Raw genomic sequence first — 16,891 nt, 5'->3', positions numbered from 1 at the left:
AATGCCGCTAAATAGCGGCATTTTTATTTTTAAGCTTTACTTAAAAGTAGCTAACAGCGTGAGTATTTGTTGTAACTTAATAACGGTTGTTTTAAGTTTTTCTTCATCAAAACCATCGTTAGATAAGCTTTCAACGTCAGCGGCTACGTCGAGTACGTAAGGCTTAAAACGTTTAGCTTCAAAGCTAAAACCAGCATCTTGTGCAAATAAGGCTTTAAATTTGCCATGGCCTTGCTGTTGTAGTTCATCGAGTTTTTTGTCGGCATCAAGCGCCTGACGATAAACAATTTTTAAATTAGTATTGAGTTGTTCAATAATTGAATCCATGGTTTTCCTAAAGCTTTGTACTGCATGGCCGACATAATACTTGGATTACATTTAAAAGTCAGGTTTGTTATATGAATATATCAGGCACAAGTTTACCCGCTGTTTCTGGCTCAGGCCAAGGCAGTGAGCTTTATAGCGCTGCTTTATCTAAAAAGCAGCAACTAGCAGATGGCGCAGCAGCACTTGCACTTATTGAAGGTGCTGCACAATCGTCAAGTGCACAAACACCGGCTAAGTCGGTAACTGCATCATTGGGTAACAACGTAAATATATATGTTTAAATTAGCTTAAGATCGATAGGTGTTTTGCTTTTTTGACCACCTATTTCTCTCACTAATTTAGGCACTAAAAATCCAGGCAGGGCTTTTAATAGCTCTGCCATTATTTTTATAGCGTCTTCTTCGTTAATATCAAAGTGGCTGGCCCCTTCAACTTTATCGAGCAAATACAAATAATACGGTAATACGTCTGCGTCAAATAACGCTTCGCTTAAATTTATTTGCGCATTGAGCGTATCGTTCACATCTTTTAAAATTACAGCTTGGTTTAAAAGCGTTACGTTTGCTTGTTTAAGCTTTTGCATAGCTGCTTTAAAGTCAGCGTCTATTTCGTTGGCGTGGTTTATGTGATTAATAAAAATAATTTTTAATGGCGATTTTGCTAATCGCTCACATAGCTCATCGGTTACCCGCGTGGGTATAACTACTGGTAAACGACTATGAATTCGCATTCGTTTAATTTGTGGTAATTGCTCAAGCTCATCTAAAAACCAACTTATTGCATCGTCTTTGGCCATGAGCGGATCGCCACCACTTAAAATCACTTCGTTTATATTGGCATCAGATTTTATGTAGCTTAGTGTTTCAAGCAGGCTTTTTTTATTAAGCTGGTTTTCTTGATACGGAAAATGCCTTCTAAAGCAGTAACGACAATTTACAGCACAGCCGGTTTTAAACATCACCAAAACACGCGATTTGTACTTATGTAAAAGGCCTGGTTGGTCGTTATCTTGCTCAAGTAGGGGATCTTTATTAAAACCCGATTTAGTCAAAAATTCTTGATGGCGTGGCATAACTTGTAGCAAAAGAGGATCGTTTGGATCGCCTTTGCGTATTTTTTTTATAAAAGGGATAGGCACACGTACTGGAAATAAACTACGGGCTTTTAGGTCGTTTTCATGGACTTGGCTCGATAAACCGACCATTTCAAGCAAGGTTTTTGGGCAGGTAACTACATTTGCTAATTCTTTTTGCCAGTTTTTATGCAAATTTGCTTCATTTCTTTGTATCATTGGCATGTAGATTACTCGAAAAAATATAAATAGAGGAAACGATGGCGAATTATAGCACCAACGAGTTCAAGGGCGGCCTAAAAATTATGATGGACGGCGAGCCTTGCAGTATCTTAGAAAATGAAATGGTAAAACCTGGTAAAGGCCAGGCGTTTAACCGTGTTCGTATCCGTAAACTTATCTCTGGTAAGGTGCTTGAAAAAACCTTTAAATCGGGTGAATCAGTTGAAGGTGCTGATGTAATGGATACTGATTTAGCGTATCTATACACAGACGGCGAATTTTGGCATTTCATGAACAACGAAACATTTGAGCAAATTGCTGCTGACGAAAAAGCACTAGGCGATGCAGTAAAATGGTTAGTTGAAAATGATTTATGCACAATTACATTATGGAACGGCAGCCCTATTGCTGTTACACCACCTAACTTTGTTGAGCTTGAGATCACTGAAACAGATCCTGGCCTTAAAGGCGATACAGCGGGTACTGGTGGTAAACCAGCAACGCTTAGCACAGGTGCTGTAGTACGAGTTCCATTATTCGTACAAATTGGCGAAGTAATTAAAGTAGACACTCGTAACGGTGAATACGTAAGCCGTGTTAAGTAAGCTTTAACATTGTTTATAAAATCCCAGCTTACGCTGGGATTTTTTTTGGAGAAAATATGTCAGCAGATCTTTGGGCCCCAAGCGCAAGCATTGAAACACTAAAGCAACGCGCAGCGATATTACGTAGCATTCGTGAATTTTTTTATACACGTGATGTTTTAGAAGTAGAAACGCCAAGCTTAAGTGCTGCCAGTGTAACCGATGTGCACTTAGCTAGTTTTAATACCACATTTGTAGGTCCAGGGCATGCTGGTGGGCTTCCTTTATTTTTACAAACTTCTCCAGAGTTTGCCATGAAACGTTTGTTAGCAGGAGGCTCAGGCGCTATTTTTCAGCTTTGTAAAGCATTTAGAAATGAAGAAGCGGGTAGTCATCACAATCCTGAATTTACTATGCTGGAATGGTATCGCCCAGGCTTTGATGAATTTGCACTTATGGATGAAATGGATGAGCTTATGCAGCTTGTTTTAGGTGTCGAGCCTGCAACTAGACTTACCTATCAGCAAGCGTTTGAACAAGCACTCGGACTTGACCCGCTAACCGCAAATATAGAGCAATTAAGGCAGCTTGCTTGTGAGCAGGGGTTTGCTGATATAGCCCAAAATGAAACGCATAAAGATACCTTACTGCAATTATTATTTTGTATGAAAGTAGAGCCAACAATAGGGCAGGCTAAGCCATGTTTTGTGTATCATTTTCCAGCTTCTCAAGCGGCACTTGCTCAAATTTGTGAACACGATGAGCGAGTAGCAGGGCGCTTTGAGCTTTATTACAAAAATATGGAATTGGCTAACGGCTTCAACGAATTGACAAATGCTAGTGAGCAAGCTAAACGTTTTAATGAAGATAACACATACCGCGCTGAAAACGGTTTAAAGCAAGTACCAATGGATACACGTTTAATTAAAGCGCTGGAGCATGGATTACCACAGTGCGCAGGGGTTGCTTTGGGGATTGATAGGTTGGTAATGCTCGCAACAAACAAAGAGAAAATTAAAGACGTAATTGCGTTTGATGTGCAAAGAGCGTAATGCTTAGCCTGTAGGCGTGCAGCTTGCTGGCGCGTTAAAGCGAAGCTTTAAGGTCTTTTTATTTGGTTAGTTTAAAGCAATCATAAGCTTCGCTTCTCACGTGAGCAAGCTCTACGTCTACAACACAGCCATAAAATTGAACTCGGTGTTTTAAATACCCTGTAGGCGTGCAGCTTGCTGACGCGTTAAAGCGAAGCTTTAAAAAGTTGTTCGATTATATGTCGTTTATGCTTAACTTAAAGTAATTAGAAGCTTCGCTTCTCACGTGAGCAAGCTCTACGTCTACAACAAATTTTTACTTCTTATATAAAAACACCGCGTTTAATTTAAACGCGGTGTTTTTTATTGCTTACTGAAAGCTTTTAGTTGAAAGCCAATTATTATGCCTTACAGATTAAGCGTAAACGTAACACCTGCTACACGAGGCTCACCGAGTTGTGTATAGGTATGCGTTTGGTAACCATCTTGCGGATCGTTACCAAACTCAAAGCCACGTGTAGGGAGCGTTTCATCAAACACGTTACGAGCCCATGCGCGAACTGCCCACATGTCTGCTTCGTAGCCAAAGCTTAAATTAACTAAGTTGCTGCTTGGTGCTTGTGAGTTGTGGCTATCAGAGAAGTAGTAATCGTCTTTACCTTCAATACCCACCATGCCGTAAAATGCGTTAGTAAAGTTGTAACGTGCAGTAAACGCATACTGGTATTTAGGTGACTGTGCTTGCTCACGACCGTCTTGATTTAAGCCTGATTGTGTTACAAAGTCGTCTATTTCAGTATTTAAGTAACCAGCACTACCCGTTAAAAATAGATTATCAGTTAGTTGGTAACTACCCTCAATTTCTAGTCCGTAGTTGCTACCAGAACTTGCGTTATCAACATAACCGGTAAATTGCTGACCTTCTACTTGCCATGCTTTTAACTGAATATCGTCGCGGTGCATGTAAAATGCAGCTAAGCGAAGTGTAAATTTGTCATCAAGCGATGAGCCTTTAACACCAAATTCGCCGCTCCATAAATATTCAGGGTCAAAACTGGTGTGTTGCTGGAAAAAATCAGCGCTTAGGTTCAAGCCTTCATCTTTCGCTTTAGCTAGTGCTTCTGAGTTAATACCGCCAGCTTTGTAGCCACGCGTGATACTGGTGTAGATCATCGTACGGTCAATTACCTGATACTCTAGCGCTATTTTACCGCCAACCATTACGTCGTCAGTATCTTGTATAAAGCCATTGCTATCGGTGTAGTCGCCTTGGTATTGCTCAACACGTAAACCTGTAATTAATGTTGTTTTAGGACCAATTGGAGTAGCTACTTGACCATATACTGCAACGTTACTCGTTTCGTAAGTTGAAGAAAATGGGCTTGCTAGCCATGTGTATTGGCGCTCTAAGTCAACGTCACGGTTTTGGTAATAAATACCCGCAACCCAGTTACCTGTTTTAGAGTTAAACTGTAAATCTACAGACTGATCGTCGCGATCGCGGCTGTAAAGATCGGTTGAGCTGTATCCATCAGGGTGTAAGCCTGCAGCACATAACTTTGGCTCACTTGTATCGTTACATACCCAGTCTTCGTCAAAGCTGTAAAGTAATTCGGTATCGATAGCCGAGAGGTTTAGATTTACATCAAAAGCGTCAAAACCCGTGTAAGTATTATTAACACCGATTGCGTAGCTTTCTTGATTATCTTGCCCTGGCTCATCGGCAACACTATTGCGGCTGTTATCAAGCGTAAATGCATCGTAACCGTTGTTTATATCAATATAGTGAAGGTTTAACTCAGTATTTAAATGCTTTGTAAGCTGACTGTTTATTTTAAAGCGGGCTACTTGTTCGTCTTGATTTTGTGTTTCGTCATTTAAATACAAGTTATCTACGTAACCGTCTGACTTTCTGCGAAAGTAGCTAACGCGTGCGCTAGTGTCATCTGTTAAGCCTGTGCTTGCTGCAATGCCTGCTTCACGTGTGTTGTATGTGCCAGCACCTACTTGTAATTTTAAACTTGGATCGCTCGTGGCTTTAGCTGAACCCATTTGGATCATACCCGCCATGCCGTCTGCGCCAAAGCGTGTACCTTGTGGGCCACGATAAATTTCTACTTGGTCTATATCAAATAATAATGAGCTGCCACCAAGACCAGAATAGTTAATGCCATCAATTACTAAGCCTACAGATGGATTAATAGGGTCTACAAATTGTGAGCGAAGTCCCACGCCACGAATTTGGATGTAACGACCACGCGACGCACCAGATGCAAAATTTACATTGGCGGCACTGCCTAACATTTCGTCTAAGTAACTTGCACCACGTTGATTAATTTCATCTTCGCTGAATAAGCTCGCACTCGCGCTTAAAGTTTGAATGCTTTCGCGCTGAAAATCGCCGGTTACAACAATTCTTTCTAGGTCGCTATCATCAGCGTTAGCTGCAATTGGTGCACCAAGCAGCGGTAAAAGTGCGGCAGTAATTAAAGACAAACGTAAGTTCATTGGGTTACTTAACTCCATTTTAGGGACTCGTATGGTAGCAATTATTTAAACACATGTGCTATAAACGCGGCAATTATACGTTAAATAATCAGGATTACTAATATGACCTTTAAAGTTGACTTCAAAGTACGTGATTACGAATGTGACTTACAAGGTATCGTAAATAACAGTGTTTATTTTAATTATTTAGAGCATGCTCGCCATGAATTTTTGTACGCACACGGTATTGATTTTGCTCAATTAGCGAAAGATAAAATTAACCTAGTCGTGATGCGCAGCGAAATGGACTATAAACATTCACTATTACCTGGGGATGAATTTTATGTGGCTGTAGAGCCGCAGCGTATTAGTCGTTTAAAATTTGCGTTTAAGCAAACGGTTATACGTAAAAGCGATGAAAAAGTAATGCTCAATGCACTGGTTATAGGAACGTCCGTTAATGAAAAAGGTAGGCCGTTTTTACCAGAGCAAATAGATAACGTATTCAAAACTACAACTTAGTGCTTAATTGTATAACTTTTAAACTATCATAGAACAAAAATTTACATTTAAAACATGCATTTTTAACGGATAAAGGGCATAAATATTGTTACAATTATATTAATTAGACAATTAGTTAGTAGTAGCATGAAATTAGCAGCAATACCGATGCTTATAGTCGGTTTATGTGTTGGTTGCGCATCAACAGGGACGGTTACCAGTGAGCAGCTTAAATACACCCAATGGCAATTATCACGTGTTGATGGTTTAGCAATTCCACCTTCGTTTAATGCATCAATGAGCTTTATTGAGGCACTGCAAGTAAACGGTTTTGCTGGCTGTAACAAATTTTTTGGTGAGGGCTCGCTTGAAGAAAGTAACCTTACCGTAAGTAAATTAGGAATGACGCGCAAGTCGTGCGGCGAAGACCTTGATGAGTTTGAGCAGCAGTTATTACAAGCCTTAAAGCAAGGTGCCGAGCTTAAAATGCAAGACCAGCAATTAGTCATGCAAGGCGAGCAAACATTTGTGTTTATCCCTAAATAATTTTAAGTTTTTGAAAAACAGCCCCTTGCGGGCAGTTTTTAACTGACGTACACTCAGTGCAGATTTGTTGGGTAATACCTTCAAATCAATGAACAGAATTTATATATCAATACTTGTCGGAGTGCCAAAGCTAAGTAATTAGTTTGTGGCTGAGATCGCGAAAGCGGGATCCGTGAACCTGATCAGGTTAATACCTGCGTAGGGAACAAGCTGCCTAAATCAGGACGCTTGTGCGTCTTTTTTTATGCGCACAATAAAGTGATTTTGTTTTTTTAGGCTGCAAAGTAGCATGTACGCTACTTTACGATCTTTCTCTATTCCTCGGAATATCTGACAAGACAACCCTTAAGCAATGAGGCAAGTCATGTCAAATACTACAAATAAAGCGTCACGCCGAGAAACTCGTGCTGCCGCGTCTGAATATATTTATAACTTAACGGGTCAACCGTTCCCAAATTCTCATAAAGTATACGTTGAAGGTACTCAACCAGGCGTGCGCGTTGGTATGCGTGAAATCACGTTAAGTGATACGTTTATTGGCGGCACAGATGAAAACCCTGTTTATGAGTCAAACGATCCGCTTCGTGTTTACGATACGTCGGGCCCGTATACCGATCCTAATTTTGAACTAGACGTGCGTAAAGGCTTACCAAAATTTCGTGAACAGTGGATTGAAAGCCGTAGTGACACTGAGGTTTTAGAATCAGTGACGTCGCAGTTTTCGCAGCAACGCATGGCGGATGAAGGGCTGGATCATATTCGCTTTGATCACCTTCCAAAAATTCGCCGTGGTATCGCGGGTAAAAACGTAACGCAAATGCACTACGCACGCCAAGGAATTATTACTCCTGAAATGGAATACGTAGCCGTTCGCGAAAATATGGGACGTGCAGAAATTCGTAAAGAATTACTAGCCGCTCAGCATAAAGGCGAGTCGTTTGGTGCGAGTATTCCTGAATTTATTACCCCAGAGTTTGTACGCGACGAAATAGCCCGTGGTCGCGCTATTTTACCAAATAATATAAACCACCCAGAAACCGAACCTATGATTGTAGGGCGTAACTTTTTAGTTAAAGTTAACGCCAACATTGGTAACTCATCGGTTAGCTCATCTATTGAAGAAGAAGTAGAAAAAATGGTGTGGTCTACCCGCTGGGGTGCAGACACCGTGATGGACTTATCAACGGGACGCTACATTCACGAAACGCGCGAATGGGTTGTACGTAACTCGCCTGTCCCTATTGGCACAGTACCGATTTATCAAGCGCTTGAAAAAGTAAACGGTGTGGCTGAGGATTTAACGTGGGAAATTTTCCGCGATACGCTTATAGAGCAAGCCGAGCAGGGCGTTGATTACTTTACTATTCACGCCGGTGTATTACTTCGTTATGTACCAATGACGGCTAAACGCGTGACCGGCATTGTGTCGCGCGGTGGCTCAATTATGGCTAAGTGGTGTTTGGCGCATCATAAAGAAAATTTTTTATACACGCACTTTGAAGACATTTGCGAAATTTTAAAACAATACGATGTGTGTTTTTCACTTGGTGATGGACTTCGCCCTGGTTCGATTGCTGATGCTAACGATGAAGCGCAGTTTAGTGAGCTACGCACATTAGGTGAACTGACTAAAATTGCGTGGAAGCACGATGTACAGGTATTTATTGAAGGCCCAGGTCATGTGCCAATGCACATGATTAAAGCCAATATGGATGAGCAATTAAAGCATTGCGACGAAGCGCCATTTTATACATTAGGTCCGTTAACCACCGATATTGCACCAGGGTACGACCATATTACCTCGGGTATTGGGGCGGCTCAAATAGCATGGTACGGCTGTGCAATGCTTTGTTATGTAACACCTAAAGAGCATTTAGGTCTGCCAAATAAAGAAGATGTTAAAGAAGGCTTAATTACCTACAAAATTGCAGCGCATGCCGCTGATTTAGCAAAAGGTCACCCTGGCGCGCAAGAGCGCGATAACGCCTTATCAAAAGCGCGCTTTGAGTTTAGATGGCATGATCAATTTAATATTGGTTTAGATCCAGAGCGTGCTCGCGAATATCACGATGAAACCTTGCCGCAAGAATCAGGCAAAGTGGCTCACTTTTGCTCTATGTGTGGTCCTAAATTTTGCTCTATGAAAATTAGCCAAGAAGTGCGTGATTACGCTAAAGATTTAGAAACACGAGGTATTGATCCAAATGATGCTGGCGAGGCTATTGAAATTAAAATGGTTGATGTAGAAGCCGAAATGAAAGCTAAGTCAGCTGAGTTTAAGCAAACAGGCTCAGAGATTTACCATAAAGCGGTATAAAGTAATTATCGCTAGAAGTTAGATATAAATGATAGATGAGATTTTATGCCTCGCTTTTTAATTGATTTTAGAGGCGCGAAGTAAATTCTCATCTACTTATATTACTAATAACTGCTTTGGAGGTTTTCGTGTCTTATAACATTGCGGTGGTTGGGTTTGGTTTAGCGGGCAGGTTAGCTGCCCTTACGCTGAGCAAACAGCACCATGTAACTGTTTTTGAAGCAGATGACGAGCATACTCAAAATAGCGCAGGTAAAGTGGCAGCAGCAATGCTTGCCCCGCTTGCAGAGTCGGTATTGTGCGAGGCTGATTTAGCTTTAATGGGCCTTGATTCAATGAAGCGCTGGCCGGGTATTATTGCTGAACTTGAAAGTGAGGTTTTTTTTCAGCAGCAAGGCACTTTGGTCATTGCGCACCAACAGGACAAAGGCGATTTACAAAGCTTTGCACAGCGTATAAAACCGCTAGCTGATCACACTGCCGAGCATATAAATGCTCAACAAATTACAAAGCTTGAACCTGAACTTGCAGGGCGCTTTAATCAAGGTTTATTTTTACCCTGCGAGGGGCAAATAGATAACCAAGCATTTTATAAAGCCAGCTTTGCACAGCTCAACAAACGCAAAGTAAAGTTTGTATTTAATCAGCGCGTAACCATTAGCGACAACAAAATAAATAATCGACCATTCGATTACATTATTGATTGCCGTGGGCTTGGTGCTAAAAATACTCAAGTTGATAAACCGCTTAGAGGTGTGCGCGGCGAAGTAGCAAGGTTATACGCACCAGAGGTAAGTTTAATCAGGCCCGTGCGTTTAATGCATCCGCGTTATCCAATTTATATAGCGCCTAAACCCAATAATGAATATGTAATTGGTGCGACCGAAATCGAATCGCAAGACAGCGGCGCGGCAACAGTGCGCTCAACCCTTGAATTACTTTCAGCCGCTTATACCGTACATAGCGGGTTTGCCGAAGCACGACTACTTAATATTCAAGCTGGATTACGCCCCGCATTTAGCGATAACCGCCCAGAAGTATCACAAGTTGGTAATGTAATTAGCATTAACGGCTTATATCGACATGGTTATATGTTGGCGCCGGCATTAGTGGCGCAAGCAGTTTCACGAATAGAGTGAGAATAAAATGAACATTACAATTAATGGCGAGCTACTTAATGTTAATAGCAAAGCGCTCGTTGAGGTACTTCAAAGTTTTGGTGCAGCCGCGCCTTTTGCTGTTGCTGTTAATAGCGAATTTATTCCACAAAGTCAGCACAGTAACTATGTACTTAATGAAGGCGACAGTGTTGAGTTGCTATCGCCCATTCAAGGCGGATAAAGCTCATGCAAACTAAAGGCTGTTTAACTATTTATGGAGAGCAAATAAAGAGTCGTTTATTGATAGGCTCTGCGCTTTATCCGTCGCCCGATATTATGACCCAATCGATAGTTGCCTCTGGGGCTGAAATAGTAACTGTGTCGCTAAGACGCCAACAAAGTGCAGCAGCGGGTGATGACTTTTGGCAGTTAATAAAAAATACAGGTTTAAAAATACTGCCTAATACCGCAGGGTGCCACAGTGTTAAAGAAGCGATAACGCTTGCAAAAATGTGCCGAGAGGTATTTGCCACCGATTGGATAAAGCTAGAGCTGATTGGCGATGATTACAATTTACAACCAGATCCTTTTGCGCTACTTGAAGCGACAAAAATATTGATTAATGATGGCTTTAAGGTACTGCCTTATTGCACCGATGACTTAGTACTTTGCCAGCGTTTAAATGAGCTAGGGTGTGAGGTTCTTATGCCGTGGGGAGCACCAATAGGTACAGGCAAAGGCTTGTTAAATAGCTATAATTTAAAAACTATTCGAGAGCGCTTACCCGATACCACATTAATAGTCGATGCAGGTTTAGGTTTGCCATCGCATGCCTGCCAAGCACTCGAAATGGGGTATGATGCGGTATTATTAAATTCAGCCATTGCAGGGGCGGGTTGCCCAATTACTATGAGCCGCGCATTTAAAGCCGCAGTTGAAGCGGGGCGCTTTGCATACAAAGCAAAAGCGATGCCGGAAAAAGACGTAGCAGCCCCATCAACCCCTACAATGGGGATGCCATTTTGGCATCAGCAGTGAAGGAAAAAATATGAATAACGTAGTATGGACAATTGCCGGCTCTGACTCTGGCGGCGGTGCAGGCATTCAAGCTGATATAAAAGCAATGCAAAGTTTTGGTGTGCATGGCTGCACGGCAATTACAGCGCTTACTGCGCAAAATAGTTTAGGTGTGGAGGCTATTAATGCAGTGTCTACGGATATTATTGAATCGCAGTTACTAGCGCTTGAAAAAGACATGAAAGCCAAAGTGATAAAAATTGGTATGTTAGCTAACGTGCAGCAAATTCAGTTAATCAGTGAACATATAAGTCATTATAAAGCTAAGTGGCCAGTGCCTCCCATTATTGTATATGACCCTGTTGCGATTGCCTCAAGCGGTGACTTACTAACAGAAGAAGATACGGTAAGCGCAATTAAAGAATGTTTACTGCCGCTGGTGGATGTAATAACCCCAAACACCCACGAAACACAGTTATTAACCGGTGTGTATTTAATTGGCCCTGCGGCAATAAAAGAAGCGGCTAATAAGCTATTAAGCTGGGGTGCAAAAGCCGTTGTTATTAAAGGCGGGCATTGGGATTACCCAAGTGGTTATTGCATTGATTATTGTGTAAATAATTTTACGCAAAATGGTGAAGAGTATTGGCTTGGTAATCAAAAAATACAAACACCGCATAACCACGGCACCGGATGTAGCATGGCTTCGGTAATAGCTGCGTGTTTAGCTAAAGACTACCCATTAAAAGACGCCTTTATTTTAGCTAAAGCATATATAAACCAAGGGCTAAAACAGTCTGTACGCTACGGCGAGGGAATTGGACCGGTTGCTCAGACTTCATTTCCCACTAATTTAGCAGATTACCCACAAGTGATTGAGCCAGGTAGCTGGCTTGGTGATGAACTCGATTTTGATGTGCCGCTTGATTTTAATATGGCTGCTGATTTTGCAACGTGCGAAAGTAAGTCGCTTGGCTTATATGCAGTTGTAGATAGTACCGATTGGTTAGAAAAGTGCCTACAACAAGGCATTAAAACAGCGCAGTTACGTGTTAAAAATAAAACGCAAGACGAGCTTGATGGGCTCATTAAGCAAGCTGTTGAGCTGGGCAAGCAATACAACGCACAGGTATTTATAAACGACTACTGGCAGTTAGCTATTAAACATGGTGCGTATGGTGTGCATTTAGGGCAAGAGGATTTAGAGATTGCTAATTTGGCAGCAATTAAAGACGCTGGGTTAAGGCTTGGGCTTTCGACTCATGGTTTTTATGAAATGCTGCGTGCGCATAATTATCGCCCTAGTTACATGGCATTTGGTGCTATTTACCCAACCACAACAAAAGACATGACAGGTCAAATACAAGGTCTTGAAAAGCTCATTAAGTTTGTACCACTTATGCAAAGTTACCCAACAGTAGCAATAGGTGGTATAGATTTAAGCCGTGCTGAGCAGGTAACTAAAACCGGCGTAGGCAGTGTTGCCGTAGTGCGTGCGATTACCGAGGCTGATAATTACGTAGAGGCTATAAGCGCTCTGCAAGTGGCCATAAGCAGTGCACATTAATACTAACAAGGCTAATCTTAATATGGTCAGTAAAAGTGAATGAGCTAAGCGATAAAGAAACCCTACGATACAGCCGCCATTTATTGCTTGAAGAAGTAGGGCTTGAAGGGCAATTAACGCTTAAAACTTCAACGGTTGCGGTTGTTGGGGCAGGCGGGTTAGGTAGCCCAGCACTTTTGTATTTAGCTGCGGCGGGTATTGGAACGCTTATTTTAATTGACGATGACGAGGTTGAGCTTTCAAATTTACAGCGCCAAGTGCTTTATAAAATAAATCACTTAGGGCAAAACAAGGTCGCCGCCGCAGGTAAAGTATTAGCGAGTCTTAATAATCAAATAGAAATAGTAACGCATTGTAAAAAATTAGATGAGAGTAATGCAGCCTACATGCTAAAAGGGGCTGACATAGTACTTGATTGCTCTGATAACTTTAGCACTCGCTATTGTGTTAATCGTTATTGTATTGCTAATAAAACACCGTTAATTTCTGGTGCTGCACTCGCAACTAAAGGGCAGTTAATGGGCTTTGACTTTAGGCAAAGTAATAGCCCGTGTTATGGCTGTGTTTTTCCACAAAGCGAAGCTACACCCGTTATAAATTGCAGTAACGCAGGGGTTATCAGCCCGCTACTTGGTGTAATAGGCTCTATGCAGGCGCAACTTACGCTCAATTTATTGCTGGGGCATGCAGAGGGGGGTGTGTTTATAACCTTTAATGCGCTTACTTTAAAACAACAGCACTTTAAAGTGATTAAAGATTTAGAGTGTAAAGAGTGTGGTAAATAGGTTTTTGAGGGGCTTGTGCCTGTTATTACATGTGGCGTTAAGAAACCAAAAGCTGACGCTTTTAACGTGAGCAAGCTCTAGGTCTACAAAATTAAAAAACCGCGTTTAAATAAACGCGGTTTTTTGATTTCTAATTAACGATTGACTTTAGTCGTTAATTTTTGCAAACGCAGTACCTAAGCGAGTAACCACTTCAGGTAATTGATCGTCCAGTATTTCCGCTTTATCAGCACCCCATGCAAGTACCACAGTAGAGCCTAATTTAAAGCGGCCCATTTCTTCACCCTTTTTAAGCGTGATGGCATTATCGCCAGTGGTTGGGTATTTCCAACTAAATACATCGCTACCTGCTGGTGGCGTGACAGTACCGGCCCAAATAGTTTCTATGCTGGCTACAATTGTTGCGCCAACAAGTACCATTGCAAGCGGACCAATTTCAGTTTCAAAAATTGCTACCACACGTTCGTTACGTGCAAACAAGTTAGGCACGTTTTGCGCTGTAAGTGGATTTACTGAAAATAAGTCTCCTGGCACGTAAACCATTTTGCTTAGGGTGCCATCAATTGGCATATGAATACGGTGGTAATCTTTAGGCGCTAAATAAATAGTGGCAAACTTACCGCCTAAAAATGGTGTTGTGTCATCTTGTGAGCCGCCTAGTAGCGCTTGTAAGCTGTAATCGTGACCTTTAGCTTGTATTAGCTGTCCGTCAACAATATCGCCTAGCTGGCTGATTGCGCCATCCACTGGCTGAGTGATGATATTGCTATCTTCTACCATTGGGCGCATGCCGTCTTTTAAAGGACGAGTAAAAAATTCATTAAAGCTTTTATAATGAGCCGGATCTGGGTATTGCGCTTCGCTCATGTCTACTTTGTATTGCTTAATAAATAGTTTAATTAAAGTAGTTGTTAAAGCGCCCGCTTTTGCAGCAGCTAATTTACCTACTACGCGTGAAATAAAATGTTTTGGCATTGCGTACTGCATTGCGATTTTAAATTTGTCTAAACTCACAGTATTTATCCTAAATTATACGCGAGGCGCACGGGCGCCTGCACGGCCATCGGCCATTGTTTCTAAAATTCGGTGGTAGCTGTCAAAGCGCAATTGAGAAATTCTGCCATCGGCTACAGCTTCTTTAACTATGCAACCCGGATCGTTTAAATGTTTACAGTCTCTAAAGCGGCACCCGCCTATAAATTCTCTAAACTCTTTAAAACACCACGTTACACGCTCAACATCTAAATGCCATAATCCAAATTCACGAATTCCTGGCGAGTCGATTAGGTTACCGCCACTTGGTAAATGGTGTAGTCGCGAAACTGTTGTTGTGTGCTGGCCTAAGCCGCTGTTTTCAGATACTTCTTTAGTTAATATTTCAGCGTTAGGCAATACAGTATTAACGAGGGTTGATTTCCCCACACCACTTTGGCCAACAAAAATATTATTTTTATCAACAAGTACTTCTTTTAATTTATCAATACCATCGCCTGATATATTACTAACAAGGAGTACTTGGTAATCAAGTTTACGATAGATATCGAGAACTTTTTGTATTTCGCTAAGGCCTGCTTCGTCAATTAAATCGGTTTTATTGAGCACTAAAATTGGCTCAATACCCATATCTTCACAGGCTATTAAATAACGGTCGATAATACTAGGGGTAAACTCGGGTAATACAGCTGATACCATTAATATTTGGTCAATGTTTGCTGCAATAACTTTTACACCGTCGTAAAAGTCAGGGCGGGTAAGTTGCGAACGACGCTCTTGCGTGGCTTCAATTACACCGGCTAAATCGCCTTCACTTACTTTGGCACGGCGAAACAATACTTCATCACCACATACTAAATTAGACACGGTACGGCGTATATTACAGCGAAGTACATCGCCATTTTCAGTTTCTACATCGGCGTGCTGGCCAAAACGACTGATCACAATTGCGCTCTCGACCTGACCTAAGTTATCGGTTTGCCATTCTTGCGCCCCTTTTTTAGCCGGTCTTGAGTCTGCGCTATTAATGCGCTTTTGGTGATTGGCCTTGATCTGACGCGATTGGCCTTTACTTAATTTTTTTTGTTTTGCCACTGGAGGCCTATAACCTTAATTAAATGTCGCTTTTCCTAAAAAAAGCTTTAGCTCGACGGTTGATGCTAATATGATATATCGAAATGCGTTGGATCTAAAGGAAAGCACCGCTTAGGTAATTATGACTATTAATAAATCAAATTTAATTTGGCTCGATCTTGAAATGACAGGGCTCGAACCAGAGACCGATAAAATACTCGAAATTGCGACGGTTGTCACTGACGCAGACTTGAATATATTAGCCGAAGGGCCAACTATCGCTATTCATCAAAGTGATGAATTACTAAATGGTATGGACGAGTGGTGTACTACTCAGCATGGAAAGTCAGGTTTAACAGCGCGCTGTAAAGCAAGTACTTTCGATGAAGAGTATGCCGTTGCACAAACTTTAGATTTTTTAAAGCAGTGGGTGCCTGCGGGTGTATCACCAATGTGTGGTAATTCAATTGGGCAAGATCGCCGCTTTATGAATAAATATATGCGCGAGCTTGAAGATTTTTTCCATTACCGAAATCTTGACGTAAGTACTATTAAAGAATTAGCACGTCGCTGGAAACCAGAAGTTCTTGCAAAAGTGAACAAAAAAGGCTCGCATCTTGCTCTGGATGATATTAAAGATTCGATTATGGAATTAAAAGTCTATAGAGAAATTTTCTTTAATTTGTAAAAAACACTTGCAAACACATCGGATTATTGTAGAATCCTGCCCCGCTCAAGACGATAACCCACGCGGGGTTAGTGTGTTTGAGTGATTGAATTACCATCAATCAATGCGGTACTAGCTCAGTTGGTAGAGCGCGACCTTGCCAAGGTCGAGGTCACGAGTTCGAGCCTCGTGTACCGCTCCAATTTCTAACCAAAAGAAATTGTAGTGTTGAATGAAAATATAATGCGGTACTAGTTCAGTTGCTAGAATGTTGAACGCGACCTGTCGCGCTTAAGCGTAAAATAACTGAAGAAGTAAAAATGCGGTACTAGCTCAGTTGGTAGAGCGCGACCTTGCCAAGGTCGAGGTCACGAGTTCGAGCCTCGTGTACCGCTCCAATCATTTTATATCCTTTCAAAATTATCTGTATTAAAAAATCATAATTTAAAATATCTCTCATCTACTTTATTCTATGTGTAATATTCAGCATTGAAGTTTTGATTATTAGAAATTATTACTTCGCGCGCCTAAGATTTACGTCTATAGAGTGGCGTATTTTGAATCTATGAGGGTATGACTGAAGAAAAACAGAGGTTAACAT

The 16,891-nt window shown here is 41.4% G+C and carries 17 protein-coding genes, 2 tRNA genes and 1 riboswitch; of the genes, 14 read left to right on the top strand and 5 right to left on the bottom strand.

All coding sequences use genetic code 11. From position 1 onward, the window contains the following. Nucleotides 1-36 precede the first annotated feature (36 nt). Entirely contained in the window at nt 37-327 is a 291-nt protein-coding gene (locus L655_RS0122880) for a hypothetical protein (protein WP_002960798.1), read from the bottom strand. A 71-nt stretch (nt 328-398) separates the two neighbouring features. Here L655_RS0122880 and L655_RS0122875 point away from each other — a divergent pair, with 71 nt between their 5' ends. Then, nucleotides 399-608 (top strand): hypothetical protein, encoded by a 210-nt coding sequence (locus L655_RS0122875; protein WP_002960797.1) that lies wholly within the window; start codon nt 399-401, stop codon nt 606-608. Here the strand turns inward: L655_RS0122875 and epmB are convergent. Then, nucleotides 605-1,618 carry an EF-P beta-lysylation protein EpmB gene (gene epmB / locus L655_RS0122870; RefSeq protein WP_024606380.1) on the bottom strand — a complete coding sequence of 338 codons (1,014 nt, stop codon included), beginning with the start codon at nt 1,616-1,618 and terminating at the stop codon, nt 605-607. The genes L655_RS0122875 and epmB overlap by 4 nt on opposite strands. Before the next feature lie 41 nt (nt 1,619-1,659). Here epmB and efp point away from each other — a divergent pair, with 41 nt between their 5' ends. Together efp and epmA are read left to right on the top strand one after the other, a co-directional pair. Beyond that, nucleotides 1,660-2,226 carry an elongation factor P gene (gene efp / locus L655_RS0122865; protein WP_024596699.1) on the top strand — a complete coding sequence of 189 codons (567 nt, stop codon included), beginning with the start codon at nt 1,660-1,662 and terminating at the stop codon, nt 2,224-2,226. Nucleotides 2,227-2,282: 56 nt separating this feature from the next. Further along, nucleotides 2,283-3,257 carry an elongation factor P--(R)-beta-lysine ligase gene (epmA, locus tag L655_RS0122860; protein ID WP_024606379.1) on the top strand — a complete coding sequence of 325 codons (975 nt, stop codon included), beginning with the start codon at nt 2,283-2,285 and terminating at the stop codon, nt 3,255-3,257. Between the two features lie 387 nt (nt 3,258-3,644). On the opposite strand, the gene L655_RS0122855 is transcribed toward epmA, so the two are convergent. Then, nucleotides 3,645-5,762, bottom strand: a complete 2,118-nt coding sequence (locus L655_RS0122855; protein ID WP_024606378.1) for a TonB-dependent receptor — start codon at nt 5,760-5,762, stop codon at nt 3,645-3,647. Between the two features lie 84 nt (nt 5,763-5,846). Between L655_RS0122855 and L655_RS0122850 the strand changes: the two genes are divergently transcribed. The 8 genes from L655_RS0122850 to L655_RS0122815 all read left to right on the top strand — a co-directional run bounded on the left by L655_RS0122850 (nt 5,847) and on the right by L655_RS0122815 (nt 13,556). After that, nucleotides 5,847-6,245 (top strand): acyl-CoA thioesterase, encoded by a 399-nt coding sequence (locus L655_RS0122850; RefSeq protein ID WP_010555268.1) that lies wholly within the window; start codon nt 5,847-5,849, stop codon nt 6,243-6,245. Nucleotides 6,246-6,371: 126 nt separating this feature from the next. Then, on the top strand, nt 6,372-6,770 hold the full coding sequence (locus tag L655_RS0122845) for an META domain-containing protein (RefSeq protein WP_010555269.1): 399 nt from the start codon (nt 6,372-6,374) through the stop codon (nt 6,768-6,770). A gap of 107 nt (nt 6,771-6,877) precedes the next feature. Further along, nucleotides 6,878-6,992, top strand: a riboswitch (TPP riboswitch). Between the two features lie 142 nt (nt 6,993-7,134). Continuing rightward, the gene (gene thiC, locus L655_RS0122840; RefSeq protein ID WP_024606377.1) at nt 7,135-9,087 is read left to right on the top strand and encodes a phosphomethylpyrimidine synthase ThiC; all 1,953 of its coding nucleotides are present in this window, start codon (nt 7,135-7,137) and stop codon (nt 9,085-9,087) included. Nucleotides 9,088-9,215: 128 nt separating this feature from the next. Next, complete coding sequence (locus tag L655_RS0122835) at nt 9,216-10,226, top strand: FAD-dependent oxidoreductase (protein WP_024606376.1); 1,011 nt, start codon at nt 9,216-9,218, stop codon at nt 10,224-10,226. Between the two features lie 7 nt (nt 10,227-10,233). Next, nucleotides 10,234-10,428, top strand: a complete 195-nt coding sequence (gene thiS / locus L655_RS0122830) for a sulfur carrier protein ThiS (protein WP_024606375.1) — start codon at nt 10,234-10,236, stop codon at nt 10,426-10,428. 5 nt (nt 10,429-10,433) lie between these two features. Continuing rightward, nucleotides 10,434-11,225, top strand: coding sequence for a thiazole synthase (locus tag L655_RS0122825; RefSeq protein WP_024606374.1), 792 nt, complete (start codon nt 10,434-10,436; stop codon nt 11,223-11,225). A 10-nt stretch (nt 11,226-11,235) separates the two neighbouring features. Then, nucleotides 11,236-12,771: a thiamine phosphate synthase gene (gene thiE / locus L655_RS0122820; protein WP_024606373.1), complete on the top strand. Its 1,536-nt coding sequence runs from the start codon at nt 11,236-11,238 to the stop codon at nt 12,769-12,771. Between the two features lie 35 nt (nt 12,772-12,806). Continuing rightward, entirely contained in the window at nt 12,807-13,556 is a 750-nt protein-coding gene (locus L655_RS0122815; RefSeq protein WP_024606372.1) for a HesA/MoeB/ThiF family protein, read from the top strand. A gap of 147 nt (nt 13,557-13,703) precedes the next feature. Here L655_RS0122815 and asd read toward each other — a convergent pair whose 3' ends face one another. Both asd and rsgA read right to left on the bottom strand, forming a co-directional pair. Next, entirely contained in the window at nt 13,704-14,570 is an 867-nt protein-coding gene (asd, locus tag L655_RS0122810) for an archaetidylserine decarboxylase (RefSeq protein ID WP_024606371.1), read from the bottom strand. A 15-nt stretch (nt 14,571-14,585) separates the two neighbouring features. Beyond that, nucleotides 14,586-15,644 carry a small ribosomal subunit biogenesis GTPase RsgA gene (gene rsgA, locus L655_RS0122805; RefSeq protein ID WP_024606370.1) on the bottom strand — a complete coding sequence of 353 codons (1,059 nt, stop codon included), beginning with the start codon at nt 15,642-15,644 and terminating at the stop codon, nt 14,586-14,588. A gap of 121 nt (nt 15,645-15,765) precedes the next feature. On the opposite strand from rsgA, the gene orn reads away from it, so the two are divergent. From orn to L655_RS0122790, 3 genes are all read left to right on the top strand, one after another. Further along, on the top strand, nt 15,766-16,311 hold the full coding sequence (orn, locus tag L655_RS0122800; protein ID WP_024606369.1) for an oligoribonuclease: 546 nt from the start codon (nt 15,766-15,768) through the stop codon (nt 16,309-16,311). A gap of 105 nt (nt 16,312-16,416) precedes the next feature. Further along, nucleotides 16,417-16,492 (top strand) — tRNA-Gly (locus L655_RS0122795). A 120-nt stretch (nt 16,493-16,612) separates the two neighbouring features. Then, nucleotides 16,613-16,688, top strand: a tRNA-Gly gene (locus L655_RS0122790). Nucleotides 16,689-16,891: the final 203 nt, after the last annotated feature.

It is taken from the genome of Pseudoalteromonas sp. TAE79 (assembly GCF_000498015.1).
GTDB lineage: Bacteria > Pseudomonadota > Gammaproteobacteria > Enterobacterales > Alteromonadaceae > Pseudoalteromonas.
This window is presented reverse-complemented; position numbering and strand designations above follow the sequence as displayed.